The 26,130-nt window shown below is 69.8% G+C and carries 24 protein-coding genes and 2 tRNA genes; 14 read left to right on the forward strand and 12 right to left on the reverse strand.

The genetic code is table 11. From position 1 onward, the window contains the following. Window positions 1-3 precede the first annotated feature (3 nt). Window positions 4-1,383 (reverse strand): ABC1 kinase family protein, encoded by a 1,380-nt coding sequence (locus tag ACGFX9_RS15845; protein ID WP_393471114.1) that lies wholly within the window; start codon window positions 1,381-1,383, stop codon window positions 4-6. A gap of 41 nt (window positions 1,384-1,424) precedes the next feature. Further along, entirely contained in the window at window positions 1,425-2,585 is a 1,161-nt protein-coding gene (locus tag ACGFX9_RS15850; protein ID WP_393471117.1) for a ThiF family adenylyltransferase, read from the reverse strand. A 218-nt stretch (window positions 2,586-2,803) separates the two neighbouring features. Here ACGFX9_RS15850 and ACGFX9_RS15855 point away from each other — a divergent pair, with 218 nt between their 5' ends. The 4 genes from ACGFX9_RS15855 to ACGFX9_RS15870 all read left to right on the forward strand — a co-directional run bounded on the left by ACGFX9_RS15855 (window position 2,804) and on the right by ACGFX9_RS15870 (window position 6,688). Beyond that, on the forward strand, window positions 2,804-3,415 hold the full coding sequence (locus ACGFX9_RS15855; RefSeq protein WP_393471120.1) for a M48 family metallopeptidase: 612 nt from the start codon (window positions 2,804-2,806) through the stop codon (window positions 3,413-3,415). 117 nt (window positions 3,416-3,532) lie between these two features. Beyond that, a complete protein-coding gene (locus ACGFX9_RS15860; RefSeq protein ID WP_393471123.1) occupies window positions 3,533-5,224 on the forward strand; it encodes a TerD family protein in 1,692 nt (563 codons plus the stop codon). A gap of 11 nt (window positions 5,225-5,235) precedes the next feature. Then, a complete protein-coding gene (locus ACGFX9_RS15865; RefSeq protein ID WP_393471126.1) occupies window positions 5,236-5,916 on the forward strand; it encodes an AIM24 family protein in 681 nt (226 codons plus the stop codon). Window positions 5,917-5,932: 16 nt separating this feature from the next. After that, window positions 5,933-6,688: an AIM24 family protein gene (locus ACGFX9_RS15870; protein ID WP_393471129.1), complete on the forward strand. Its 756-nt coding sequence runs from the start codon at window positions 5,933-5,935 to the stop codon at window positions 6,686-6,688. 55 nt (window positions 6,689-6,743) lie between these two features. Here the strand turns inward: ACGFX9_RS15870 and ACGFX9_RS15875 are convergent, their stop codons facing one another. Continuing rightward, window positions 6,744-7,283, reverse strand: a complete 540-nt coding sequence (locus ACGFX9_RS15875; protein ID WP_393471132.1) for an NUDIX hydrolase — start codon at window positions 7,281-7,283, stop codon at window positions 6,744-6,746. Then, window positions 7,280-8,770 carry a zinc-dependent metalloprotease gene (locus ACGFX9_RS15880; RefSeq protein WP_393471135.1) on the reverse strand — a complete coding sequence of 497 codons (1,491 nt, stop codon included), beginning with the start codon at window positions 8,768-8,770 and terminating at the stop codon, window positions 7,280-7,282. Before ACGFX9_RS15880 ends, ACGFX9_RS15875 begins: the two co-directional genes overlap by 4 nt. Before the next feature lie 191 nt (window positions 8,771-8,961). On the opposite strand from ACGFX9_RS15880, the gene ACGFX9_RS15885 reads away from it, so the two are divergent. From ACGFX9_RS15885 to ACGFX9_RS15900, 4 genes are all read left to right on the forward strand, one after another. After that, on the forward strand, window positions 8,962-10,074 hold the full coding sequence (locus ACGFX9_RS15885; protein ID WP_393471139.1) for an NAD-dependent epimerase/dehydratase family protein: 1,113 nt from the start codon (window positions 8,962-8,964) through the stop codon (window positions 10,072-10,074). Window positions 10,075-10,206: 132 nt separating this feature from the next. After that, window positions 10,207-10,671 (forward strand): molybdenum cofactor biosynthesis protein MoaE, encoded by a 465-nt coding sequence (locus tag ACGFX9_RS15890; RefSeq protein WP_393471142.1) that lies wholly within the window; start codon window positions 10,207-10,209, stop codon window positions 10,669-10,671. A 128-nt stretch (window positions 10,672-10,799) separates the two neighbouring features. Next, window positions 10,800-10,970, forward strand: coding sequence for a hypothetical protein (locus ACGFX9_RS15895; RefSeq protein ID WP_393471145.1), 171 nt, complete (start codon window positions 10,800-10,802; stop codon window positions 10,968-10,970). Window positions 10,971-11,037: 67 nt separating this feature from the next. Further along, complete coding sequence (locus ACGFX9_RS15900; protein WP_393471148.1) at window positions 11,038-12,126, forward strand: PDZ domain-containing protein; 1,089 nt, start codon at window positions 11,038-11,040, stop codon at window positions 12,124-12,126. 70 nt (window positions 12,127-12,196) lie between these two features. Here ACGFX9_RS15900 and ACGFX9_RS15905 read toward each other — a convergent pair whose 3' ends face one another. After that, window positions 12,197-12,739, reverse strand: coding sequence for a PPA1309 family protein (locus tag ACGFX9_RS15905; protein WP_393471151.1), 543 nt, complete (start codon window positions 12,737-12,739; stop codon window positions 12,197-12,199). 145 nt (window positions 12,740-12,884) lie between these two features. Here ACGFX9_RS15905 and ACGFX9_RS15910 point away from each other — a divergent pair, with 145 nt between their 5' ends. The 4 genes from ACGFX9_RS15910 to ACGFX9_RS15925 all read left to right on the forward strand — a co-directional run bounded on the left by ACGFX9_RS15910 (window position 12,885) and on the right by ACGFX9_RS15925 (window position 18,345). Next, complete coding sequence (locus ACGFX9_RS15910; RefSeq protein WP_393472428.1) at window positions 12,885-15,842, forward strand: UPF0182 family protein; 2,958 nt, start codon at window positions 12,885-12,887, stop codon at window positions 15,840-15,842. A 50-nt stretch (window positions 15,843-15,892) separates the two neighbouring features. Beyond that, window positions 15,893-15,966 (forward strand) — tRNA-Met (locus ACGFX9_RS15915). Window positions 15,967-16,186: 220 nt separating this feature from the next. Next, window positions 16,187-18,073: a tetratricopeptide repeat protein gene (locus tag ACGFX9_RS15920; RefSeq protein ID WP_393471154.1), complete on the forward strand. Its 1,887-nt coding sequence runs from the start codon at window positions 16,187-16,189 to the stop codon at window positions 18,071-18,073. A 198-nt stretch (window positions 18,074-18,271) separates the two neighbouring features. Beyond that, window positions 18,272-18,345, forward strand: a tRNA-Met gene (locus tag ACGFX9_RS15925). Between the two features lie 67 nt (window positions 18,346-18,412). Here the strand turns inward: ACGFX9_RS15925 and ACGFX9_RS15930 are convergent. The 4 genes from ACGFX9_RS15930 to ACGFX9_RS15945 form a co-directional block, all read right to left on the reverse strand. Beyond that, window positions 18,413-19,561: an ABC transporter substrate-binding protein gene (locus tag ACGFX9_RS15930; RefSeq protein WP_393472431.1), complete on the reverse strand. Its 1,149-nt coding sequence runs from the start codon at window positions 19,559-19,561 to the stop codon at window positions 18,413-18,415. A 44-nt stretch (window positions 19,562-19,605) separates the two neighbouring features. Beyond that, the gene (locus tag ACGFX9_RS15935; protein ID WP_393471157.1) at window positions 19,606-20,487 is read right to left on the reverse strand and encodes an ABC transporter permease; all 882 of its coding nucleotides are present in this window, start codon (window positions 20,485-20,487) and stop codon (window positions 19,606-19,608) included. Beyond that, a complete protein-coding gene (locus ACGFX9_RS15940; RefSeq protein WP_393471160.1) occupies window positions 20,484-21,278 on the reverse strand; it encodes an ABC transporter ATP-binding protein in 795 nt (264 codons plus the stop codon). The genes ACGFX9_RS15935 and ACGFX9_RS15940 overlap by 4 nt, the downstream gene beginning before the upstream one ends. A 181-nt stretch (window positions 21,279-21,459) precedes the next feature. After that, window positions 21,460-21,876: a Fur family transcriptional regulator gene (locus ACGFX9_RS15945; protein WP_393471163.1), complete on the reverse strand. Its 417-nt coding sequence runs from the start codon at window positions 21,874-21,876 to the stop codon at window positions 21,460-21,462. Between the two features lie 165 nt (window positions 21,877-22,041). Here ACGFX9_RS15945 and ACGFX9_RS15950 point away from each other — a divergent pair, with 165 nt between their 5' ends. Further along, the gene (locus tag ACGFX9_RS15950) at window positions 22,042-23,511 is read left to right on the forward strand and encodes a catalase (RefSeq protein ID WP_393471166.1); all 1,470 of its coding nucleotides are present in this window, start codon (window positions 22,042-22,044) and stop codon (window positions 23,509-23,511) included. A 58-nt stretch (window positions 23,512-23,569) separates the two neighbouring features. Here ACGFX9_RS15950 and ACGFX9_RS15955 read toward each other — a convergent pair whose 3' ends face one another. Both ACGFX9_RS15955 and hisN read right to left on the reverse strand, forming a co-directional pair. Further along, the gene (locus ACGFX9_RS15955; RefSeq protein ID WP_393471169.1) at window positions 23,570-23,989 is read right to left on the reverse strand and encodes a cyclic nucleotide-binding/CBS domain-containing protein; all 420 of its coding nucleotides are present in this window, start codon (window positions 23,987-23,989) and stop codon (window positions 23,570-23,572) included. A 149-nt stretch (window positions 23,990-24,138) separates the two neighbouring features. Further along, entirely contained in the window at window positions 24,139-24,939 is an 801-nt protein-coding gene (gene hisN, locus ACGFX9_RS15960) for a histidinol-phosphatase (protein WP_393471172.1), read from the reverse strand. A 162-nt stretch (window positions 24,940-25,101) separates the two neighbouring features. On the opposite strand from hisN, the gene ACGFX9_RS15965 reads away from it, so the two are divergent. Next, on the forward strand, window positions 25,102-25,707 hold the full coding sequence (locus tag ACGFX9_RS15965) for a TetR/AcrR family transcriptional regulator (RefSeq protein WP_393471175.1): 606 nt from the start codon (window positions 25,102-25,104) through the stop codon (window positions 25,705-25,707). Between the two features lie 26 nt (window positions 25,708-25,733). Here ACGFX9_RS15965 and ACGFX9_RS15970 read toward each other — a convergent pair whose 3' ends face one another. After that, the gene (locus ACGFX9_RS15970; RefSeq protein WP_393471178.1) at window positions 25,734-26,057 is read right to left on the reverse strand and encodes a DMT family transporter; all 324 of its coding nucleotides are present in this window, start codon (window positions 26,055-26,057) and stop codon (window positions 25,734-25,736) included. Between the last annotated feature and the right edge of the window lie 73 nt (window positions 26,058-26,130).

A 26,130-nucleotide genomic window follows, 5' to 3' on the forward strand; every position in this document is an offset into this window, starting at 1 on the left:
GCCTCAGGCTTCGGCTGCCGGATCGTCCGCCTCCTCCTCCAGCGCCTCCTCCTCCAGCGGTTCCTCAAGGAAGCCGGGCAGCCACTCCTCGAGCTCCTCCCGCATCCGCACCGTCGCCCCGAGCTGACACAGCACCCCGATCGTGCTCAACGTCACCCGGTGGATCAGCAGATACGACGGCGGGAGGTTCAGCCGCTTGCCCAACTGGTAGGCGGGGGAGCGGGGGTCGGCGACCCGGGCCGCCTGGCCGCGCATCCAGCCGCGGGTGAAGGTGAACTCCTCCACCAGCATGGGCTCGATGATCGGCAGCAGATAGTCGAGCACCGCGTCCGGTTCCAGCTCGACGGACTCCTGGACGAAGCCCTCCGCGCACAGCATCTCGTAGACAGCGTCGGCCTCGCCGTCGAGCGTCATCCGCAGGGATTCACCGATGGTCGGGGGCAGCCCGCCGGGCAACCGGTCCACCGTGCCGAAGTCGAGGACCCCGAGCCGCCAGCCGTCCTTCTCGTCGGGCAGCAGCCGGAAGTTGCCCGGATGCGGATCGGCGTGCAGCAGGCCGGTGCGCGCCGGACCCGAGAAGAGGAAACGGGCAAGGAGCTGCCCGGCCCGGTCCCGCTGCTCCTGCGTGCCGTCCGCGATCACGTCCGATAGGGGCACCCCGTCGATCCACTCGGTCACCAGGACCTGCTCGCACTGGTGGACCACACCGGGCACCAGGACATCCGGGTCGTCCGCGAACTCCTCGGCGTGCGCTTGCTGGGCCTGGGCTTCCAGGCTGTAGTCGAGCTCCTCGGAGACCCGGTCGCGCAGCTCCGCGATGAGCGGCTTGATGTCCATCCCGGGAATCAGCGGCCCAAGGAGCTTGGCGAAGCGGCTGAGTTGGTTCAGGTCGGAGAGCAGCGCCTCACCGGCTCCCGGATACTGCACCTTGACCGCGACCTCGCGCCCGTCCTGCCATATCGCCCGGTGGACCTGGCCGATCGAAGCGGCGGCGGCCGGCTTGTCCTCGAACTCCAGGAACAGCTCGCGCCAGTCCTCACCGAGCCGCTCTTCGAGCACGGCGTGCACGGTGCGCGTCGGCATCGGCGGCGCCGCTTCCTGCAGCTTCGTCAGCGCGGCGCGATAGGGCCCCGCGACCTCCTCCGGCAGCGCCGACTCGAAGACCGACATGGCCTGGCCGAACTTCATGGCTCCGCCCTTGAGCTCGCCGAGCACCTTGAACAGCTGCTCCGCCGTGCGCTGTTGCAGCTCACGGCCGACGATCTCCGCGGACTTGCCCCCGATCCGCTTGCCGAGCCCCCACGTCGCCCGACCGGCGAAGCCGAGCGGCAGCGCGGCCAGTTTGGCGGTACGGGTAACCGCCTTCCGGGGAAGATCAGACATGCGCCCCTCCAAATCCCAGACAGCCGCGCCTCGTAAGGCGCTTACCCGGCCATTGTGTCGTGTGGCTCCTGGCCCATGACGGGGTGTGCCCCCTTATCCACCACACCCGCCCCGCACGGGCACCGAGGATGAGCCGGCACGGGCCGCGTATGCCAGTCGAATCCCGGCACCGACGCCTCCCAGCGGACCCCCGCACTCGCCGGCGCCGCCCCGTCGAGGAAGGCAAGGGCATGTGCCGCGGCCAGGCCGGCGACCGTGGTCGACAGTGCCAGATCGCACGCGGTGACATGGCGCACGCCCCCCGAACGCCACTGGGCCAGCATGCGCGGCCAGGTCGGATCCCGGTCCGCGCGATCGAGCGCGAGGCAGCCCGCGCACGCCGTCGTCCCGGGCAGGACGAGCGGCCCCACACTTCCGGTTCCCTCGATCACTCCCGCATAGAGATGAGGGGTTCCCGCCCCGATGAGCGGCTCGGCGGCGACCGGGTCGGGGGCATGGGCGTCGAGTCCGTCCCGCGGGGCGATGATCACGAGGGAGAGCGCCGGCTCCCCTTCTGACGCCGCCCCCGCCCCAGCCCCCGCCTCCGGACGGCGACGACGGGGCGGGCGGTCGGAAGCCGAGCGCCGCACGGCCCGTCGCGCTGCCGCGTCCCTGCGGTCACCCACGGCATCGGCGGGCAGCCCGCCCGGCGCCACATCCCAGGGTTCGACGATTCCCCCGTCCATCACGTCGACCTGCCCCACGCCCGCCCCCGAGAGGACCGAGGCCACCACCGCCCCCACCCGTCCCGCTCCCCGGACCTGCACCCGCATCGCGCGCCGCGCCGCCAGCTTCCGCATCCCGTCGCCGGGTCCGGGCGTCACGACCGAAAGCGAGGCCAGGTCAGGGCGCAGCCGGTCCATGGCATGGCTCCGCTTGCGCAGGGCGTCGGCCGCCGAGCCGCCTCCCGTCGCGTCGTCGATGAGCCCCGCACTGGACAGCCGCCCCACGAGCTTGTCCACGTGGCCGTCCGGCAGGCCCATCCGTCTGCCCTCCTCGCACAGGAGCGGCAGCCCGCGTGTCCCGTCCAGAAGCTGGAGGAAGCTGCCCGTCGCCGTGTCCACCGGCCCGAGCACCAAGGCATGGGCGGGCGCCACGCCGAACTGGATGGTGTTCAGATCGCGCCAGCCGCGCCGCAGCGCGGGCTTCAAGATCGGATGCATGGTCGTATTCGGCTGCATGGTCGTCCCCCGTGTCCCCGGCCCTGGTCCCGTCCGCATCGCCGGTCGACAGCCAGAATGCCCGCCCCAGCGGACGGCTGCGCAGAGTTGTCCACAGGCAGGGGGTATTCGTCGTACTAATCGATCGCATGGGGAGCAGAACCCCGCCGAACCGTCCCGGAGGCGGGACTTCCCCCACGTCCAGCGGGTAACGTCGGGGCGTGCCCGCCGACCCACTGCACCGCGCCGGAAACCCACGCGCCGGAATCCCACAGCGCAGCACGACCAGCCCGCCGTCACCCGGCTCGAAGGCGAGCGCGGTCGAGGTCAGACGGAGCGCCCGCCGCCGCAGAACGGTCTCCGCGTACCGAGAGGGCGATCGCACCGTCGTGCTCATCCCCGCCCGCATGTCCGAGGCCGAGGAACAGCGCTGGGTCAACGTCATGCTCGACAAGCTCGCGGCCCAGGAGAGCAAGCGCGTCCTCGGTGACGCGGAGCTCGCCGAGCGCGCCGAGCGGCTCTCCGAGCAGTACTTCGGCGCCCGGGCCAGGCCCACATCCGTTCGCTGGGTCACGAATCAGAACACACGATGGGGCTCGTGTACCCCGTCCGAGGGCAGCATCCGTCTTTCGCACCGCCTCCAGGGCATGCCCGAGTACGTCGTCGACTACGTCCTCGTCCACGAACTCGCGCATCTCCTCGTCCCCGGTCACGGGCCCAACTTCTGGCAGCTCCTTGAGGCCTACCCCCGTACGGAGCGGGCTCGCGGTTACCTCGAAGGTGTGGTCGCGGCCGACCGGCTGCCCCACCTTCCCGCCGCCCGCGAGGAGTGAACCGCCACCGGACTCCGGCGTTGTGTACCGGGTCTGTACCGGCTTGGCTCGCTGTCGGACTTTGCGGATAGCCTGACGCGACGCATTTACATTCGGGATGGGGGACGGTCGTTACGTATGGCCAGGGAATTCCAACGCGGCCACAAGGCCAAGATCAGTGACCTCACCGCAGGGACCGATCTGTACGTAGGTGTGCAGATCGCCGCCCCCGGACTGAGCTTCGACATCAGCTGCTTCGGCCTGGACGCGGACGAGCGGCTCTCGGACGACAGTTACTTCATCTTCTTCAACCAGCCGAAGTCACCTGAGGAGTCCATCCAGATCCTCGGCGCGCAGGCCGGCGACACGGAGTCCTTCCGGGTCACGCTCGACCGGATCCCGCCGCAGATCCAGAAGCTGTCGTTCACCGCGACGATCGACGGCGCCGGACAGATGTCGCAGGTAGCCCCCGGGTACATCCGGATCGTCGCCGGCGGCGAGGAAGTGGCCCGCTATTCGTTCAACGGCGCGGAGTTCTCCACGGAACGCGCCGTGATGCTGGGCGACTTCTACTTGAAGGACGTCTGGCGGTTCGCCGCGATCGGGCAGGGCTTCGACGGCGGTCTCGACGCGCTCCTGAAGAACTTCGGCGGCGAGGTCGCCGATGAGGAGCCTGCCGCACCGGCGCCGCAGGCCGGTGCTCCGTCCTTCGCGCCGCCCGGCCAGGCCGCCGCGCCGCCCGCGTTCGGCGCTCCGGCGGCACCCGCGCCGACCCCCGCCCCTGCCCCCGCGCCCGCCCCCGCCCAGAATTTCGCGCCGCCGCAGGGCGCCACTCCGCCGCCCGCTCCTGCCCCTGCCCCCGCTCCCGTGGACCCCTCGGTGCACGCCGCGCAGACCATCGTCGCGCCGCTGCACCCGCCGCAGGGCGGCACGGTGCCGCCCCCGCCGGCCCCCGCGCCGTACGCACAGCCCGGTCAGCAACAGCCGCCCCAGCAGCCGCAGTTCGGCCAGGTCCCCGGCCAGTCCGCGCCCCCGCCGCCCGGCTACGGCCAGCAGCCGAGCGCCCCGATGCCGCCCGGTTACGGCCAGCAGCCTCCCGGTCAGTTCCCCGGTCAGCCCGCGGCCCCTTCGCCGTACGGAGCCGGAGTCCCGCAGGGTTCTCCGCAGGCCGGCGGTGTGACGGCGGCGCTCGCCGCGTACCGCGAAGCCCCCACCGGGCAGCGCTGGACGCAGCAGAACGAGAAGCTGGTCCGCGTCGACCTCGGCATCAGCGAGCAGGCCGTGCTCGCCCGGCAGGGCAGCATGGTGCTCTACCAGGGCAAGGTCGAGTTCAGCTACAAGGGCGCGGGCTTCGCGGGCCGCGTCGTCGGCAACGCGACCGGCCAGGAGATGCAGCTGATGCGCTGCTCCGGCCGGGGCCAGGTCTTCCTCGCCGAGGAGGCCACCCACCTGCACCCCATCGAGCTCCAGGGGGACGCGATCTGCGTCTCCGCTGAGAACGTCCTGGCGTTCGACGAGTCGCTCCAGCACGAGGTGCGCAGGATCGAGGGACACGGCATCCCCGGTGGCGCCCTGTTCGTCATGCAGTTCCAGGGCACCGGCACGGTCATCGTCAAGACGCACGGCGTGCCCGTCGTGCTGCCCGTCACGCCGACGACGTTCGCCGACTGCCACGCCGTGGTCGCGTGGTCGGCGGCGGCCCAGGCGATCGTCTCCAGCCAGGTCCGGGTGCGCAGCAACGCGTACGCGGGTTCCACGGGGGAGAGCGTGAACCTCCAGTTCCGGGGCGCGCCCGGCAACTTCATCATCGTCCAGCCGTTCGAGGTCTGAGGGAGCCCGTCATGAATCAGCAACTCGCGGGCTTCGCCCCGGCGCCGGTCGCCGCCCGCATGGAGAACCACGGCAGCCACATGCTCAAGGTGGCCATGCAGACCGGAAACGACCTCCTCGCGCGCGTGGGCTCGATGGTCGCCTACGAAGGGTTCGTGCAGTACGAGCCCAATCCGCCCGCCGTGCGTCAGATCGCACGCGAGTGGATGACCGGCGAGGGGGCACCTCTGATGAAGTGCTCCGGAGACGGCCTGCTCTATCTCGCCGACTACGGAGCCGACGTCGTCGTCATCAACCTGGCGGGCGACTCGCTCTCGGTGAACGGCACGAACCTGCTCGCCTTCGACACGTCCCTCCAATGGGGCGTCGAGCGGGTCAAGGGCATGGCGAAGTTCGCCGGCCAGGGCCTGTGGAACGTCAAGATCTCAGGACAGGGATGGGTCGCGCTGACCTCCCGCGGCACCCCGATCGTCGTCGACTGCGGCCGTGGCGAGGACGAGACGTACGTCGACCCGGACGCCCTGATCGCCTGGTCCCCGAACCTCAAGGTGAAGGGCAAGCGCAGCTTCAAGGCCGGTTCGCTCATCGGGCGCGGCAGTGGCGAGGCCTACCAGATGGGCTTCTCCGGGGAGGGCATCGTCGTCGTACAGCCCAGCGAGGACAGCACCGACCGTCTCCGAGCCCGGGGCTGAGGGGGAGCAACACACCATGCAGAGCCCACTTTTCGCGCACACCGAGCAGCAGACTCAGGAGCGCTACACCGTCCAGAACCCGCAGCTGCTGCGGGTCGCCCTCGCCGGCCACGACGACATCTTGGCCCGCAAGGGGGCCATGGTGGCCTACCAGGGTCTGATCGAGTTCGACGCCGAGTACCAGAGCCAGGGCAACCAGCGTGCCCGCGCGCGCACCGGTGAGGGCCTCGACCTGATGCGCTGCCATGGGCAGGGCACGGTCTATCTCGCCAACCTCGCCCAGTACATCCATGTAGTGGATGTGGACCGGGACGGTCTGACCGTGGACAGCAGTTATGTCCTCGCGCTCGACTCGTCCCTGACCCACCAGGTCATCGCCGTGGACAGCCAGTACGGGATCTCCGGCTCCGGCAAGTACCAGCTCAACATCACCGGCCGGGGCAAGGTCGCCCTGATGACCTCGGGCCAGCCGCTGATGATGCAGGTCACGCCCGACAAGTACGTGAACGCCGACGCCGACGCGATCGTCGCCTGGTCCAACGGTCTGCGGGTGCAGATGCAGGCCCAGACGCACTCGTCGGGCGTGTGGCGGCGCCGCGGCAACACCGGTGAGGGCTGGGAGCTCAGCTTCATGGGCCAGGGCTACGCGCTGGTCCAGCCGAGCGAGATGCTGCCGCCGCAGAACGCCGTCATCGGGCAGGGCGCCAGGGCTCAGTACGGCATGGGCCAGCAGGGGGCTCACGGGCAGAACCAGGGCAACGTCTGGAGTTAGGGACATGCGTAAGGGGCGGTCGCCACTGCGACCGCCCCTTACGCATGTCGTGGTGTCACACCTGAAGACGCGCCCTCGTCGCCTCCACCAGGCGGACGACCGACTCGTCGGCGACCCCCGCCACGTCGTCGTACGCGAACCAGCGCAGGTCCAGTGACTCGTCGCTGATCGCCTCGATGGCGTCGGCGGGGGCCAGCGCCGCGTACTGCACGTCCAGGTGCTGCGTGCACGGTCCCGGGATCGGGTGCCGGTCCAGGCGGACGGGGCCGCCCGGAAGCAGCGTCAGGCCCGGCACGCCGGACTCCTCGGTGGCCTCACGCAGGGCGGCCGCGGCCAGTGTCGGGTCGCCCGGCTCGCAGTGGCCGCCCATCTGGAGCCACATCCGCAGCTTCTTGTGCAGGGTCAGCAGCACGCGCCCGCGTGTCGGGTCGACCACCAGGGCGCTGGCCGTCACGTGGCCGACCGTGCAGGACTTCCACATGCCGTCCTCGGGGTGGGCGGCGAGGTGGTCCAGGTAGTACTGGCGCAGCTCTTCCTGGTCCGCCGGCTCCTCGTAACCCTTCAGTACGAGGACCGCGTCGTCGTGAAGGCTCACTTGTCGCCGGCGCCCTTGTCCTCGTCGTCGTCCTTGCCCTTGTCCTTGCCCTTGGCCTCAGTGTCCTTCTTGAGGTCCGGCTTGGCGGAGGAACCGCCGCCCGCAGCCTCGCCGAGCATCTTGTCCAGCTCGGAGAAGTCCAGCTGCTCGTGGTGCACGAAGCCGTCCGGGTCGTCCAGGTCGGAGGCCGTCGGGAGCATGTCCGGGTGGGCCCACAGGCCGTCGCGGCCGTCCACGCCACGCGCGTCCGTGAGCGAGGCCCACAGGCGCGAGGCGTCCCGCAGCCGGCGCGGGCGCAGCTCAAGCCCGATGAGCGTGGCGAAGGTCTGCTCCGCGGGACCGCCCGTCGCGCGGCGGCGGCGCAGCGTCTCGCGCAGGGCGTCGGCGGACGACAGGCGGGGCTTGGCCGCCGCGTGCACCACCGCGTCCACCCAGCCCTCGACGAGCGCGAGAGCCGTCTCCAGGCGGGCCAGGGCGGCCTTCTGGGCGGGAGTGTCCTCCGGCTGGAACATGCCCTGCTGGAGCGCCTCCTGCAGCTGCTCGGGGTTCTGCGGGTCGAGCTGTCCGACCACGTCCTCCAGCTTGGCCGTGTCGACCTTGATGCCGCGTGCGTAGCCCTCGACCGCGCCGAACAGGTGCGAGCGCAGCCACGGCACGTGGGCGAAGAGCCGCTGGTGGGCGGTCTCGCGCAGCGCCAGGTAGAGCCGCACCTCGTTCTTGTCGATGCCCAGGTCCTTGCCGAAGGCCTCGACGTTCACCGGAAGCAGAGCTGCCTTGCCTGCCGGGCCGAGCGGCAGGCCGATGTCGGTGGACCCGACGACCTCGCCCGCGAGCACCCCCACGGCCTGGCCGATCTGCTGGCCGAACATGGCGCCGCCCATGGACCGCATCATCCCGATCAGCGGGCCCGCCATGGCCTGCATCTCCTCGGGCAGTACGTCGCCCATGGCCAGGCCGACGCGCTCGGCGACCGGGTCGACCAGCTCCTTCCACACCGGGAGGGTCGCCTCGACCCACTCGGCGCGGCTCCAGGCCACGGCCACGCCGGAGCCGGACGGCAGCGACGTCGCGTCGTCGAGCCACAGGTCGGCCAGGCGGACGGCCTCCTCGACGGCGGCGCGCTCGGTGGGGCCGACGCTCGCGTCCTTGGTGCCGTCGGGCGTCCCCTGGGAGACGGTCTGGCGGGCGATGTCCTTGGCCATGTCCCAGTTCACCGGGCCGCCCTCGTACGAGAGCATCTGGCCGAGCTGCTGGAAGGCGGCGCCCAGGTCGTTCGGGTTCATCGAACCGAACATCGCGGCGAACGGATTGTCACCGCCGCCGGCGCCGCCCGCGCCGGGGAGGCCGCCGAAGCCGAAGGGGTTCCCAGGGCCACCTGCGCCCTGCCCCCCGCCCTGTCCCCCTCCGGGGGTGTCCTTCTTCTTGCCCTCGTCGCCGTTCTCCGGCTCCTCCGGCGGAAGGCCGAATCCGAATGGGGTGTCACTCACGGGATTCCTCGGCTCGTCAGGCCGCCGGTACTGGTCCGGCGGCGGCTGCCCTACAACACCACCCAGCGTAGACACCGTGACGGGATCGGGCCTCAGTGCTTCGCCTACTCATGGCCTGCGGCAGGATGGATGCCACCTGGTACGTACGCGTCATTCGCGTATCTACTGAAGACAACCGCTGGAGACGCCCGGTGAGTTCCCCAGATCCACAGGTTCGCGCAGCGCGAAACCTCTCAACTCCGGCCCCGGTCCGCGGGCCCGTGGTCGCCGTCACCGGCGCCGCGTCCGGCGTGGGCGCGCTGCTGACCGAGCGCCTGGCCGCATCCGAAGAGATCAAGCAGGTCGTGGCCATCGACGAGCGGCGTGGCGAGTGTGCCCAGGCCCAGTGGCACATCCTGGACGTCAGGGACCCCGCCATCGCCGAGAAGCTGCGCGGCGCGGACGTCGTGGTCCACCTCGCGCTCGATCTCGACCTGGAGACCGACGCGGCCGCCCGAACGGCCTACAACGTGCGCGGTACGCAGACCGTGCTGACGGCCGCCGCGGCGGCCGGTGTCCACCGCGTCGTGCTCTGCACGTCGGCGATGGTCTACGGAGCGCTGTCCGACAACGAACTGCCCCTCTCCGAAGACGCCGAATTGCGGGCGACCGCGGAGGCGACCGGTGTCGGTGACCTCCTGGAGGTCGAACGGCTCGCCAAACGGGCGCCCCGTGCGCACCCCGGTCTGAACGTCACCGTGGTGCGGCCCGCGATCCTGGTGGGCGGCACGGACACCGCGCTGACGCGTTACTTCGAGTCCCCGCGCCTCCTGGTGGTGGCGGGCTCACGCCCCGCCTGGCAGTTCTGCCATGTCGAGGACCTGTGCAGCGCCCTCGAATACGCCGTCCTGGAGAAGGTCGACGGGGAACTGGCCGTCGGCTGCGACGGGTGGCTCGAACAGGAGGAGGTCGAGGAGCTCAGCGAGATCCGCCGTATGGAGCTGCCCTCCACGGTGGCGCTCGGCGCGGCGGCCCGGCTGCACCGGATCGGTCTCACGCCCTCTCCGGCCGGGGACCTCGCGTACACGATGTACCCGTGGGTGGTCAGCGTCAGCAGGCTGCACGACGCGGGATGGCGGCCGCAGTGGACCAACGAGGAGGTCCTCGCGGAGCTGCTCGAAGAGGTCGCGGGGCGCCGGACCGTCGCGGGCCGCAGGCTCGGACGCAAGGACGCGACAGCCGCGGGTGCGGCCGGTGCGACGGTCGCACTGCTGGGCGCGGCGGCGGTCGTACGCCGGGCGCGGAAGGCGCGGCGCAGGATCTGAGCCTTCCGGGGGCGCCTCCCGCGGGAGGCGCCCCTCGAGAAGCAGCCCTGTAGAGAGCTCCAACGCGGCACACGCGCGTGCCGGGCGAAAACGCTATTCCGCGATGTCAGTGCCGTACGGCACCATGGCCGCATGGCACGCACCACGAACGACCACCCCGGCGAGCAGGCCGCCAAGGACCCGATCCGGCTCCTGGCGATCCGTGACGCACCGCTCTCCCTGGACGAGGTCTTCCGGGCTGTCGGCGACGACGCCGCGGGCGGCACGGCGCTCTTCGTGGGGACAGTGCGCAATCACGACGGCGGTGCGGACGTCGACGAGCTCGGCTATTCGACCCACCCGACGGCCGAGGCCGAGATGCGCCGCGTGGCCGAGAAGGTTGTCGCCGCCTATCCCGTACGCGCGCTGGCCGCCGTCCACCGAGTCGGCGACCTGGCGGTGGGCGACCTCGCGGTCGTCGTGGCCGTCTCCTGCCCGCACCGCGGGGAGGCCTTCGAAGCCTGCCGCCAGCTGATCGACGACCTCAAGCACGAGGTCCCGATCTGGAAGCACCAGCGGTTCACCGATGGCCAGGAGGAGTGGGTCGGCGCCTGCTGACGTCGCGTGGCGATTGGCCCAAGCGGCTCCGGTTGCGTAACCCGACCCCTGGCGTGAGCGTTGACGGAGCGGATGGTTAATCTGCTGATCAGTCAGTTGCGGTCGCTCAAGGGGTCGGGAGGTCGACGATGGCATCACTTGCCTGGTTGCTGATTCCGTTTGCGGCAGCTGTCGGTGCGGGTCTCTGGGGCGGCTGGGCGGCTCGTAACCGCAAGTCGGGCAAGACCGGGGACAACCACGAGCTCAACGGCTACGCGGCCTTCCGCAAGGCGATGGAAAAGTCCCGCTCCGGGACGTGATTCCGTGGTTCCCCGTACGGACTGGCCCCAGCGGTGCACTGACAGGCTGGTCCCGTACTGTCGTTCCATGCCACGCCGCACCGCGACGATGCTCGCCTCCACCCTGATGCTGATCGCGCTGCTCTGCGCCGGAGTCCTCATCAAAGTGCCGTACTCGGAGATGTCCCCGGGCCCCACGGTGAACACCCTCGGCGACCACGGCGGCGAGCCGGTGCTGCAGATCACGGGTCACAAGACCTACCCGACGACCGGTCACCTCAACATGACGACGGTCCGGGTCACCAGCGCCGACTACAACATGAACATCGCGGAGGCCGTCTACGGCTGGCTGGCCCACGACAACATCGTGGTGCCGCACGACACCCTCTACCCGGACGGCAAGACCGAGCAGCAGTCGACCCAGGAGAACGCCGAGGAGTTCAGCCAGTCCCAGGAGAGCGCCAAGGTCGCGGCGCTGCGGGAGCTGAACCTGCCGGTGAAGTCCCAGGTCGTCGTCTCCACCGTCTTCAAGGACAGCCCCTCCGAGGGCAAGCTCCACGCGGGTGACGTCATCAGGAAGGTCGACGGCACGCCCGTCAAGGAGATGACGGACGTCGCCAAGCTCGTCACCAAGCACAAGCCGGGCCAGGACGTCGTCTTCAGCGTCGTCCCCGTCAAGGAGGCGGCCGCCGCCGAAAAGGCCGGCAAGGAGCCGACCCGGACCGACGACATCAAGATGACCACGGAGAAGGCGGAGGACGGCCGGGCGATCGTCGGCATCAAGGCGGGCACCGACCACACGTTCCCCTTCACCATCGACATCAAGCTCGCCGACGTCGGCGGCCCCAGCGCCGGACTGATGTTCGCGCTCGGCATCGTGGACAAGCTGACCCCGAACGACCTCACCGGCGGCAACTTCGTGGCCGGCACCGGCACGATCGACGACAAGGGCAAGGTCGGCCCGATCGGCGGCATCGGGATGAAGACGGTCGGTGCGCGCGCGAAGGGCGCCCAGTACTTCCTGACGCCGAAGGACAACTGCGCCACGGCGGCCAAGGACGTCCCCGACGGCCTCACGCTGGTCAAGGTGGACACCATCGACGACGCCGTCGACTCCCTGAAGGACATCCGCAAGGGCGACACCGCGGACCTGCCGCAGTGCCTCGCGAAGAAGTAGAAGAAGTAGCGGCTGAGACAGAAGTACGCGGGTGAGGGCGCCCCCACCCGCGTACCAGACCAGCGTGGTGTCAGTCGGCGAACGTGGCCGCCAACGCGTCCGCGAGCCCCGGGACCAGGTCGGAACCGGTGAGCACCTCGGTCGGCGAGTCCTTCTCGCGCAGCCGCAGCGCGGAATCGCGCGCACCGTCACGAAGCACCGCGACCGTCATACGGACCTCCTGGCGGTCCGGGTGCTCGGCCACCCACTTCGCGAGCTGGGTCTCACTGAGCCCTTCCGGGACGGACGTCTCCGCCGACGGCGGCAGCATCATGCGCTCCACCGTGAGGGCGCAGCCCGCCACGGCGTCGGGCCACGCGATGGTGCCGAGGAACTCGTCCAGCGGCTTGCCGGCGGGAATCTCCTCCTGCTCGATGGGGGTGAGGCCGGATACCTCGGGGGAGCTGTCGAGGCCGAGCTGGTTGGCGAGGCCGGGTTCTTGGGTGCGCAGACGCGCCGTGTCGACCAGCGCGAAAAGGCGTGCGGGCCGGTCCCAGCCGAGGCCGGACGCGTACTCATCGATCTCGAGAACGGCACGGGTGAGGGGGCTCGCTGCCATGGGAGTGTTGGACATGGTCACAATCCTGCCTCGTTAGTCCCGAGAAACGGGAACCGAGTAAAGCGTGAGTAAGTTGCATAGGTGTGGGTCCACGATCACAGGGCCCTGACGGATCAACAGAATCAACATCGACTTCGAGGTGCGCACCTTGGCTTTCCAGATGCCGGACCGCGGCGGAGGCCCGACGGGGCCACGGATCAGAGTGGGCCGACCGTCCCGTCGCGTCCGGACTTTGCTCATGACACTGGGCATCCTGGCGGTTCTCGCCATGGTGTTCGTCATGTTCGCGGGGTTCTGGACGGACTGGCTCTGGTATCGCTCGGTCAACTATTCGTCGGTCTTCACCACGACCCTGTGGACCAAGGTCGGCCTGTTCTTCGTCTTCGGCCTCCTCATGGCGGCCGCGGTCGGCGTGAACATCTGGCTGGCGCACCGGCTGCGCCCGCCGCTGAGTGCCATGTCGATGGAGCAGCAGAGCCTCGACCGGTACCGCATGAGCATCGCGCCGTACAAGAAGTGGCTGCTGCTCGGCATCGCCACGCTCGTCGGCCTGATCGCGGGCGCGTCGGCCGCGGGCCAGTGGCGCACGTGGCTCCTGTGGGTGAACGGCGTCTCCTTCGGTCAGAAGGACCCGCAGTTCCACCTGGACGTGTCGTTCTTCGCGTTCGACCTGCCCTGGTACCGCTTCCTGCTGGGCTTCGGCTTCGCGGCCACGGTGCTCTCCCTGATCGCCGCCGCCCTCACGCACTACTTGTACGGCGGGCTGCGGATCACCAGCCCCGGCGCGCGGGCCACGGCTGCCTCGACGGGGCACCTGTCGGTGCTGCTCGGCGTCTTCGTGACGCTCAAGGCCGTGGCGTACTGGCTCGACCGGTACGGCCTGGCGGTGAAGTCCAGTGACTTCAAGGCGACGGGTGACTGGACGGGCCTTCGTTACGTCGACGCGAACGCGTACCTGCCGGCGAAGACCATCCTGTTCTGCATCGCCGTCATCTGCGCGCTGCTGTTCTTCGGGACGCTCTGGCGCCGCACCTGGCAGCTGCCGGTCATCGGCTTCGGTCTGATGGTCCTCTCCGCCATCCTCATCGGCGGTCTGTACCCGGCCATCGTGCAGAAGTTCCAGGTCCAGCCGAACGAGCAGGCCAAGGAAGCGCCGTACATCGAGAAGAACATCGAGGCGACGCGCGACGCGTACGGCATCAACGGTGTGAAGCCCGAGGACTACAAGGGCGCAGGCCGGGCCGACGAGGACCCCAAGCAGAAGCGCACCGACGCGGACTCGGCAGCCAACTACCGGCTGAACGACCCGAACATCGTCTCGCCGACGTTCCAGCAGCTGGAGCAGGAGCGCGAGTACTACCGCTTCCCGAAGACCCTGGACGTGGACCGCTACAACGGCCAGGACACCATCGTCGGTCTGCGTGAGCTGAGCCTCGACAAGCTCGACAAGCGCAACTGGATCAACGACCACTTCGCCTACACCCATGGCTACGGCATGGTCACCGCCAAGGGCACGGAGACGAAGAAGGGCTCCAAGGGCGCCCCGGACTTCACCGAGTCCGGCCTGCCCACCACCGGCAATCTCGGCCCGTACGAACAGCGGATCTACTACGGCGAGAAGACCACCCAGTACTCGATCGTCGGCGGGCCCCAGAAGGAGCTCGACTACGAACAGGACGGCGGCGGTCAGAAGACCTACAGCTACAAGGGCGACAGCGGCGTCAACCTCTCCAACCCGATCAACCGCGCCGCGTACGCGGTCTCGTTCGGCGAGCCGCAGATGCTCTACTCGGGCGCGATCGGCGAGGGGTCGCGGATCCTCTACAACCGCACGCCCAAGGAGCGCGTCGAGTCGGTGGCTCCCTGGCTGACCATCGACGGCGACACGTATCCGACGGTGGTCGACGGCAAGATCCAGTGGGTCGTCGACGCCTACACGACCAGCAACGGCTATCCGTACGCCTCGCGGACCACGCTCGGCGACACCACGGCCGACTCGCTGTCGGAGTCCGACGACGCGCGCGCGGTGGTGGCCCAGCAGAACCAGGTCAACTACATCCGTAACTCGGTGAAGGCGACCGTCGACGCGTACACCGGTGAGGTCAAGCTCTACACCTGGGACGACAAGGACCCGGTCCTCAAGACCTGGAAGAAGGCGTTCCCGGGAACCGTCAAGGACAAGGGCGATATCCCCAAGACCCTGATGGACCACCTGCGCTACCCGCAGGACATGTTCAAGGTGCAGCGCGAGCTCCTGACCCTCTACCACGTGACGGACCCGGGCCAGTTCTACAACGCGAGTGACGCCTGGCAGGTGCCGAACGACCCGACGAAGAAGGACAACAGCGCGGTTCCGCCGTACTACCTGTCCATGAAGGCGCCGGGCCAGTCACAGCAGCAGTTCGCGCTGACGACGACGTTCACCCCAAGCGGGCGCCCGAACCTGCGCGCCTTCATGACGGTCGACGCCGACGCCAGAAGCAAGGACTTCGGCACGATGAAGCTGCTGAGAGTCACGGGCGACGTGGACGGCCCTGAACAGGTCCAGAACAAGCTGAACTCGATGACGGAAGTCGGCAACTTCGTCCGGGACATGAAGGGCGCCGACTCCGACGTCCTCTACGGAAATCTGCTGACCGTGCCACTGGACGACGGCTTCCTGTACGTCGAACCCGTCTACGTACAGGGGCGCAAGTCGGCGTATCCGCTCCTGAAGAAGGTGGCCGTGTCCTACGGCACGGAGACCGCCTTCGCGGATTCCCTGAGCGATGGCCTCAACCAGGTGTTCGGGGCGGACGGAGGCAGCGAGCCACCGGCCGACGGCACGGATGAGCCGACCAAGCCACCCAAGTCGAACGACCCGACGGTGCAGGCGGCCCTCGACGACGCGCAGAAGGCGTTCGAGGACGGGCAGCAGGCGCTCAAGGACGGCGACTGGAAGGCCTACGGAGTAGCGCAGGACGACCTTGAGGACGCACTGCGCCGAGCCGAGGAAGCCCAGTCCAAGGCTGGCGACAAGGCGGACGGCAAGGCCGGTGACAAGGCCGGCGACAAGGGTGGCCAGGCCGCTGACAAGGACGACAAGGCGGCCGACAAGGGCGACAAGAACAGCGGCTGACCAGCTGCGAAACACCATCCCCGCGCCGTGGTACGGTTGCAACACAACGGCGCGGGGTGGAGCAGCTCGGTAGCTCGCTGGGCTCATAACCCAGAGGTCGCAGGTTCAAATCCTGTCCCCGCTACTAGTGGACGAAGGCCCGGATCCTAATTGGATCCGGGCCTTCGTCATGTGTGCGTGGGTGCCGTGGCGTCATGCGCTGGTCTGTGCGAACGGTGCTTCGCCCGAGGGGAGTTGAGAAAACTGTGTTTCACTTATCTCTCTGTGGGCAAGTCGACAAAACGCTGAAGTGACCTCGCTGGAGGCGGTATACCAGGTGTACCCAGGTTGCAGGTGGTGCGACGATGGACGTTATGGGGGACAAGGCAACTCTGTTGGAGACAGGGCGGTTTGTGCAGCCGGCCGACCGGGATGACCCCGGGGCGGCCGCCGAAGAGCTGCGCCATCGGCTGGCCGCCGAGGCCGGAGACGTCGACGCGATGAGCGTCCTCGGAAGCCTTCTGCTGCGCCGCGGTGATCTCGACGGTGCCGAATCGATGCTGCGCGCGGCGACCGCCGAGGGCGACCGCGCCGCGGCCAACAACCTTGGGGTCCTCCTCCACCAGCGTGGATACGCCGATGAGGCGGCCGGATGGTGGCGGGTCGCCGCCGTCGCCGGTTCCGCCGCGGCCGCGCACGCGCTCGGGCGCCACCACCGCGAGCGCGGCGACGAGCCCGCCGCGGAGTACTGGCTGCGGCAGTCCGCCGAGCAGGGCCATGCCCTGGGCGCGTACGCCCTCGCCGATCTTCTGGAGCACCGGGGTGACGTCGGTGCCGAGCGGTGGATGCGGGCATCGGCCGAGCGTGGCCACCGTGAGGCCGCGTACCGGATCGCACGCCTGCTCGACCGCCGGGCGACCGCTGAGCGCACCGACCCCTCTGGCCGTGCTGCTTCCTCTGGCCGTTCCGACTCCTCCGGCCGCACGGATCCCCCTGGCCGTGCTGACCGCGCCGGTCGCACCGAAGGCGGAGGTGTACGTTCCGCTGCCGTCGAGGCCGAGCAGTGGTATCGCCAGGCCGCCGCGCGCGGACACCGGCGGGCCGCGCTGCACCTCGGCGCGATCCTGGAGCAGCGCGGCGAGCTGAAGGAGGCCGGGCGCTGGTACCTGAACTCCGCGAAGGGCGGGGAGGCGCGCGCCGCCTGCGCCCTCGGCTTCCTGCTGCGTGACGCGGGCGACGAGGAGAGCGCCGCCGTCTGGTGGCTGAAAGCCGCCCAGGACGGCGACGGCAACGCGGCGAACGCCCTGGGCGCGCTGCACGCCGAGCGCGGCGAGACCCAGACCGCCGAGCGGTGGTATCGGGCCGCCATGGACGCGGGGGACGTGAACGGCGCGTACAACCTCGGTCTGCTCTGCGCGGAGCAGGGGCGGACCGCACAGGCCGACCAGTGGTATCGCCGTGCCGCGTACGCCGGTCACCGCGAGGCCGCCAACGCGCTTGCCGTGCTGCTGCTCCAGGGCGGCGACGCGGCGGGCGCCGAGCCCTGGTTCTCCAAGGCCGCCGAGTCGGGCAGCGTGGACGCCGCGTTCAACCTGGGCATTCTGTACGCGTCCAGGGAGGACGAGAGCTCCGCCCTGCCCTGGTACGAGCGGGCGGCGGCCGCCGGACACACCGAGGCCGCGCTCCAGGTCGGCACCGCGCGGCTGCGGGACGGCGACGAGCAGGACGCCGAGCGGCATCTGCGGTGCGCGGCTGGTGGCGGCAGCGCGGAGGCGGCGTACCGCCTCGGCACCGTGCTCGACGCGCGGCGGCCCCCCGCGGGTCCGCCCGCGCTCGGGGAGCCCGCCGCCGAGAAGACCGAGTGCGAGGAGTGGTACGAGCGGGCTGCCGAGCAGGGGCACCGCCGTGCGCAGGTCCGGGTCGGAATGCTGGCCGCGGGGCGCGGGGACGTCGTCGAGGCGGCGCGGTGGTACCGCCTCGCGGCCGACGCGGGCAGCCGGAACGGCGCGTTCAACCTCGGGCTTCTGCTGGCCCGCGAGGGGAGCGAGCCGGAGGCCGCGCTGTGGTGGACGCGGGCCGCTGACGCGGGGCATGGGCGGGCGGCGTTGCGGCTCGCGCTGCTTTACGCTCGGCGCGGGCAGCTGGTTGAGGGGCAGCGGTGGGCTTCCCGTGCTGTTGAGCTTGGGCCTGCGGAGGTTTCTGAGCGGGCCGCGCGGTTGCGCGAAGCGTTGCAGCAGGAGCTGACTGCGTAGCCCCGTGGCCTTGCCTGCCCCGCCCTGCCTTGCTTGCCCTGTGCCTGCGCTTGTCGTGACCTGACGTTGTCTCGCGGGTGCACGCCGTGGGTGGGCTGTGCCCACCCGTTCCGCCCTTGCGGAACGCCTGCCCACAGCAGGCCCCCGGAACGGATTTGCGCTGGTCGTCGGCTCTGACGTACGGTTACAACACAACGGCGCGGGGTGGAGCAGCTCGGTAGCTCGCTGGGCTCATAACCCAGAGGTCGCAGGTTCAAATCCTGTCCCCGCTACTAAAGGCCAGAGGCCGGGAAGCATCAGCTTCCCGGCCTCTGGTGTGTTCGCCTGCGTTCGGCGCGGCTACCGCTTGTGGCCCACCGCCTCCTCGTACAGCCTGCGGTCCACCGCCTTCTCCTCCGGGACCCTGTCACCCTTGGCGACGCCCGCGGCCTCGTACGCGGCCTGGAGCCTGTCCGTCGTGCCGGCCCGGATCTCCCAGTCCATGCGCAGCGACGGAGTCGACCTCAGCACCGCCTCGTCGGTCTTCAGGAGCTTCGCCAGTTCGGCCACGAAGGCCTTGTCCGCCTTGTAGTCACCGGCGAAGTAGGTGTTCACCGTCCGGATGTACGCGCGAAGCAGCGCGACGCCCGCGTCCGGGTCCTTCGTCAGGAGTTCGGGGCCGAACAGCAGGCCGCCGAGCGGTTCGCCCTGGGGCTGGCCGCCGAGGAAGGCGTACCGCTTGTCGCCGTCCACCTTGCGCCAGACCGGGTCGAGCAGCCAGGCGGAATCGGTTCCGCCGTTCTGCAGGGCGGTCAGGACGTCCGCCGAGCCCAGCTGCTGGAACTGGATCTCGTCGAGGCCGCCGCCGTGCTTCTTCAGGGCCTTGCCCATGGGGTACGAGATGACCGAGCCTTTGCCGATCATGGTGCCGAGCTTGCGGCCCGCCATCGGGACGTGGTCCGCGCTCTCGCCCTTCTTCAGCTTCGCCCACAGGCCGCTCTTGGACCTGGGGTCGGGGGAGAAGTTCCCGGCCGCCCACTTGATGGTGAAGCCGCCGGTGATGCCGTTCATGACCGCGGCCTCGGGGGCGGCCCACTGGGCGTCGATGTCACCCTTGGCCAGGAGGGGGAGGGCGTCGGGGGTCGGGAGCACCTTGAGGTGGACGTCCAGGCCCTCCTTCTTGAACTCCCCCTTCTTGAGCGCCATTTGGAGCGGTGCGACGTACTCCGCGCTGAGCGTGCCCGTCGCGATGGTCAGGCTGCGCTCCTTGGCGAGCGGGCGCGGGGCCGGGGCGCCCTTGTCGCAGCGGGCGGGCGCACGGTCCTTGGCGAGGTCGGACGGGTCGGTCCAGCTTCCCTTGCCGCAGCCGGGGACCGAGGTGATGGAGCGAGGCTTCGCGGGCGCCGCCGAGTCCGTCGTGTCGTCCTCCTTCGCGCAGCCCGCGGAGGCGAGCAGCGAGCCCGTGACGAGCAGGGTCAGTGCGGCGGTGGTGAGGGTGCGGGTGCGCATCGGGCCTCCGTACGCGGGCGAATGGTTCGGGAAGGTCATGAAGGTCATGACTGGCTTCTGCCGCGGTCGCGCGGGGCCCAGGGCGTGAGCAGCCGGCCCGCGATCCGCACCAGCTCGGAGAAGACGACGCCCAGTACGGCGACACAGACGATGCCGACGAACATCACGTCGTTCTGGAACAGCGCCCGGGAGTCGAAGATCAGATGGCCCAGGCCGTCCGCCGCCGCGATCTGCTCCGACGCGACGATCACCAGGACCGCGACGCCCGCCGCGATCCGCGCGCCGACGAGCACGGCGGGCAGCGAGGCGGGCAGCAGGACGTGGCGGAACATCTGCCACGGCGAGGCGCCGAAGACCTGGCCCGCGTCGCGGTGCCCGGACAGTACGGCGAGCACCGCCGCCATCGTCGAGATCCATACGAAGAAGAAGACGGTGGCCGCCACGAGCGCGATCTGCGGGCCCTCCCCGAGGCCGAACATGTTCAGGAAGACGGGCAGCAGGGCCAGCTTCGGTACGACGTACAGGGCGTCGAGCAGCGGCTCGAGTGCGGCGCGTACGAGAGAGAGCGAGCCCATGAGCAGGCCGAGCGCGTAGCCGGTGACCGTGCCGATCGCGTACCCGGCGAGTACGCGCTTGAGCGTGGCCCACACATCGGGCCACAGCTCGCCGTCCGCCGCGCGTTCCCAGCCGTCCTCGATGATCGTCTGGGGTGCTGGATAGACGCGGTCGTCGATCCAGCCCTGGGTGGCGGCCAGCTGCCACAGGAGGACCAGGGCGAGCGGAACGGCGACCGCGAGGCCGGTCTCCAGGGCGCGGCGCCTGCGGTGGGTGCGGGTGGGATGGAGTTCCTGGGGGCCTGGCTTGCGTACGAGGACGCCGCCGTCCTGGGGTTCCTCGGGCGCCTTGGGTGAGGTGGCCGTCGTCATGCCAAGGCCGCCTCGTCCTTGCGGGTGACTTCACTTCGCAGCAGGTCCCACAACTCGCCCTTGAGTGCGGTGAATTCGGGTGTCGCGCGTACGTCGCCGGTGCGGGGCCTGGGGAACGGCGGGCGGTGTTCGGCGATGATGCGGCCCGGCCGCGCGGACATGACCAGGACGCGGTCGCCGAGCACGATCGCCTCTTCGAGGCTGTGGGTGATGAAGAGGGTGGTGGTGCGGGTGGTCTGGGTGAGGTCGAGGAGTTCGTCCTGGAGGATCGTGCGGAGCTGGGCGTCCAGGGCAGCGAACGGCTCGTCCATCAGCAGGATCTCGGGCTCCACGGCCAGCGCGCGGGCGATGGCCACGCGCTGGCGCATGCCGCCGGAGAGGGTGGCGGGGTAGGCGTCGGCGAAGTCCGCCAGGCCCAGGCGGGACAGCAGGGCCGTGGCACGGGCGTTCGCCTCGCGGCGGGGGACCTTCTGGATGTCGAGGCCGAAGCGGACGTTGGCCTGGACGGTCTTCCAGTCGTAGATGCCGTAGTCCTGGAAGATCATCGCGGCGGGGCGCGGGTCCGCGGTGCGGATCGTCAGCTGCCCCGCGCTCGGCCGCAGGAGGCCTGCGGCTATGCGGAGCAGGGTCGACTTTCCGCAGCCGGAGGGGCCGACTACGCAGGTGAATTCTCCTGGGGCGATGGCCAGGTCGACGGGGCCCAGCGCGTCCACGGCCTTGGCGCCGCGGCCGAAGGTTCTTGTCACTGCGTGGGCTTCGAGTTTGGGGTGCGGAGGGTGCGGATCTCCCACGGGGGTCTCCTTGCGGAGGGCGGGCGAATATCGGGCGCCGCCGACGATATGACGACCCGTCAGATTGGGGAAGGGGGTGCGCCCTGGCTGAAATGCACAGGGCAAGCGAAAACCCCCGGCGCCTGGGGGCGTCGGGGGTTTTCGGAATGCGAGGGGGGAGTGCGGGGCTGCGGGGGGAGTGCTACGCCGCCGCGCAGTTCGGGCAGGTGCCTCGGTATGTGACCTCGACGCCCTCGACCGTGAAGCCGAAGCGCTCCGAGTCGGGAAGGCTCATCAGGGGGTTGCCCGTGGGGTGGACGTCCCGGATCGCGCCGCACTGCGCGCACACCAGGTGCTGGTGAGGGCGGTGGGCGTTCGGGTCGTACCGCTTGGCCCTGCGGTCGGTGGAGACCTCAAGGACCTCGCCGAGGGTCACCAGCTCGCCCAGGGTGTTGTAGACGGTCGCCCGGGAGATCTCCGGCAGCTTGTCCACGGCGCGGGCGTGCACCTCGTCAGCCGTCAGGTGGACGTGTTCGCCGTCGAGCACCTCGGCCACGACGCGCCGTTGCGCGGTCATGCGCCAGCCGCGTCCGCGCAGTCGTTCCAACAGGTCACTCATGAGAACCAGCCTAGCAGGAGAGGGGGTCAAGTTCCGAACGGGTGTGACTTTGGATGGCTGCTTGACTTAGACAAAGTCCATTGTAGGATCGAGTTCGGCAGTAGGCCAAGGCGCGTATAAGCCGAGGCACGCATAAGCCAAAGGGCAGGACAGGACTTGCAGGTAATGACGCAGGAGGCGCACGTGACGCAGGGACCGCTCACCACAGAGGCCGGCGCACCGGTAGCCGACAACCAGAACAGTGAGACCGCTGGTGTCGGCGGCCCGGTTCTGGTCCAGGACCAGGCGCTGCTGGAGAAGCTCGCGCACTTCAACCGCGAGCGCATCCCGGAGCGCATCGTCCACGCGCGTGGCGCCGGTGCGTACGGCACCTTCACGCTGACCCGCGACGTCTCGCAGTGGACGCGTGCGAAGTTCCTCTCCGAGGTCGGCAAGCAGACGGAGACCTTCCTCCGCTTCTCGACCGTCGCCGGCAACCTCGGCTCCGCCGACGCCGTGCGCGACCCCCGTGGCTTCGCGCTGAAGTTCTACACGGAGGAGGGGAACTACGACCTGGTCGGGAACAACACCCCCGTCTTCTTCATCAAGGACGCCATCAAGTTCCCCGACTTCATCCACACGCAGAAGCGCGACCCGTACACGGGTTCGCAGGAAGCCGACAACGTGTGGGACTTCTGGAGCCTGAGCCCCGAGTCGACGCACCAGGTCACCTGGCTCTTCGGTGACCGCGGCATCCCGGCGACGCTGCGCCACATGAACGGGTACGGCTCGCACACGTACCAGTGGAACAACGAGGCCGGCGAGGTCTTCTGGGTCAAGTACCACTTCAAGACCGACCAGGGCATCAAGAACCTCACCGCCGCCGACGCGGCCGTCCTCGCGGGCGCCGACGCCGACTCCCACCAGCGCGACCTGCGCGAGGCCATCGAGCGCGGCGAGTTCCCGTCCTGGACCGTGCAGGTGCAGATCATGCCGGCGGCCGACGCGGCGACGTACCGCTTCAACCCGTTCGACCTCACCAAGGTGTGGCCGCACGCGGACTACCCGCCGATCGAGATCGGCAAGCTGGAGCTCAACCGCAACCCGGAGAACATCTTCGCCGAGGTCGAGCAGTCCATCTTCAGCCCCGCCCACTTCGTGCCGGGCATCGGTCCCTCCCCGGACAAGATGCTCCAGGGCCGCCTCTTCGCGTACGGCGACGCCCACCGCTACCGCGTCGGCATCAATGCCGACCACCTGCCGGTGAACCGCCCGCACGCCACCGAGGCGCGCACCAACTCCCGTGACGGCGCGCTGTACGACGGCCGCCACAAGGGTGCGAAGAACTACGAGCCGAACTCCTTCGGCGGCCCCTTCCAGACGGACCGCCCGCTGTGGGTGACCACCCCCGTCACCGGCGGCACGGGCAACCACGAGGCGCCCTCGCACGCCGAGGACAACGACTTCGTACAGGCGGGCGACCTCTACCGCAAGATGTCCGAGGATGAGAAGGCGCGTCTGATCGAGAACCTCTCGGCCAACATCGCGGGCGTCTCGCGCGACGACATCGCCGAGCGCGCGATCAACAACTTCCGTCAGGCGGACGGTGACTTCGGCAAGCGTCTTGAGGCCGCGGTCAAGGTCCTTCGCGGCTGATATCTCGTAGAGAGAAGGTGCGGGCCGGATCCCCTCGGGGGTCCGGCCCGCACTGCTCTCAGACGGTCAGCGTCTGCGTCGGCGTGGGCTGCCGGACCGGGGCCCGGCTCGGAGCCCAGCAGCGGATGATGTCGCGGACCGAGACGATCCCGGCCGGTTCGTTGCCGTCGAGCACGATCAGGTGCCGGAAGCCGCCGTGCGCCATGGCCTCGGCCGCTTCCTCCAGGGTCCACGCCGGGGCGGCGAAGACGACCTCGGTCGTGGTGTGGGTACCGGCGGTCTCCAGGTCCGGGTTCTGCCCGAGGCCCACCGAGATGAGGACGTCGCGCTCGGTCAGGATTCCGAGGCCGCAGGTGTCGGGGTCGAGGACGACGGCCGCGCCGACGCGGCGCGCCGACATCAGCCGGGCCGCCCGGCGCAGGGTGTGGGCGGGGCCGATGGTGAGGACCACCGTGCTCATGGCGTCGCGGACGAGCATGGGCTTGAGCCACCTCCAGGATGAATCGCCTACGAGAAGCAATTCACAAGTTCACAAGTGGGGGAGCTCTCAGAGTCGCAGCCATGCGGGTCGTCAACAAGGGTTCGCGCGGCGCCAGTTCAGGGCGTGCACGCGCGGGGCGTGCGCCCTCAGTAGCGCTGGTTGAGGTAACCGAGCAGTTCTTCGTGGAGCAGGCCGTTCGACGCCGCCGCGTTGCCGCTGTGCGGACCCGGCGTTCCGTCGAGCCCGGTGAAGGTGCCGCCCGCCTCCGTCACCACGATCGCGGTCGCCGCCATGTCCCAGAGCGAGAGCTCAGGCTCCGCGCAGATGTCGACCGAGCCCTCGGCGACCATCATGTACGGCCAGAAGTCGCCGTACCCACGGGTGCGCCAGACCGCCCGCGTCAGGTCCATGAACCCGTCGAGGCGCCCCTGCTCGTCCCAGCCCGTGAGCGAGGAGTACGCGAACGAGGCGTCCTGCAGCCGGGAGACCTTGGAGACGTGGAGCCGGGTCGCGGAGGTCAGGCTGCGCCCGGTGTAGGCGCCGCCGCCCTTCGCCGCCCACCAGCGCCGGCCGAGCGCGGGCGCCGACACGACACCCACCACCGGCTGATAGCCGCCCTCACCCGCCTCCATCAGCGCGATCAGCGTGGCCCAGACCGGGACTCCGCGTACGTAGTTCTTGGTGCCGTCGATCGGGTCGACCACCCAGCGGCGCGGCCCCGTGCCCTCGACGCCGAACTCCTCGCCGAGGATCGCGTCGCGTGGCCGCCCGCGCTTCAGCGACGAACGGATCAGCTCCTCGGCCGTTTTGTCCGCCTCGCTCACCGGCGTCATGTCCGGCTTGGTCTCGACCTTGAGGTCGAGAGCCTTGAACCGGTCCATCGTCGCGGCATCGGCGGCGTCCGCAAGGACATGGGCGAAGCGCAGATCATCGTGGTAGTCGGGCATGAGTGAACAGTATCGATCTCGTTCTGCCTGAGCCACAACGCCGTATGTCCGGGCCTTTCCGGGACATGACGCATACCGGGCGGCCTCGCGCCGGAGCTATTGACAGTGCTGCCGAGCACGTCAACGCTGGCCGCAGAGCCGCTTCGGCCGATGGAGGCAACGATGCCTGCAGCTCGGGAATGCTTACTCGACGCGGCCCGTACGGCGCTCGCCCGCCGACCGTGGCCCGGCGTCCGCATGGTTGACGTCGCGGCCACCGCGGGTGTGTCCCGCCAGACCCTCTACAACGAGTTCGGCAGCAAGGACGGCCTCGCACGCGCCCTGCTCCGGCGCGAGACCGACGTCTACCTGCACGGCGTGGAGCGGGCGTTGACCGTGGAGGGCGGCCCGGCGGACCGGCTGGCCGCCGTGAGCGCCTGGACGATCAGCGCCGCGCGCGGGAACGACGTCGTACGGGCCATGCTCACCGGCTGCTGGAGCGAACGCCTGCCCGCACCGAGCAGGCCGGGGGTCTCCGCCTCACCCGTACCGGCGCAGCGCCGCGCGGACGCGGGGGTCCCCTCGCCCGCCGAACTGCTCGCCCTCGTACGGGACAAGGCGGTGAACGCGCTGGACGGCAGGGCCAGGCCGCAGGACACCCAGGAGCTCGCCATGGCCTGCGAGAGCGCCGTGCGGATGGCTCTGTCGTACGTCATCGCTCCCTCACCGCAGGGTGAGGATCCCGTCGAATTGGTGCGCGGGGTCATCGGGCACTGGGCAAGCACCTGAGGAGACGCGCCCGGAGAAGACGTCGCTCAGTGCGCGGAGCCCGAGAGCTGCAGGCCGATGACGCCGACGATCACCAGCGAGATGGAGACGAGCTTGAGCGTGGAGACCACGTCGCCGAGGAAGACCATTCCGTAGATCGCGGTGCCCGCGGCACCGATGCCCGTCCAGACGGCGTACGCGGGCCCGATGTCGAGCTTGCGCAGCGCGAGGGTGAGCAGACCGAAGCTGCCCAGGGCGAAGGCCGCGAAGGTGATGGTCGGCCAGAGCCGGGTGAAGCCGTGCGAGAGTTTCAGACAGACCGCGAAGCCGGTCTCCAGGAACCCCGCGACGATGACCAGCAGCCACGCCATGTATCTGCCTCCCGCATCCGTACGTTCCGTGACCGCTTCGCCTGGCTTGACGCAGGCTTGGTGCGATTATGCC

Origin of the sequence: Streptomyces sp. NPDC048436, from assembly GCF_043200355.1 — a bacterium.
In the GTDB taxonomy this organism is placed as follows: Bacteria; Actinomycetota; Actinomycetes; order Streptomycetales; family Streptomycetaceae; genus Streptomyces.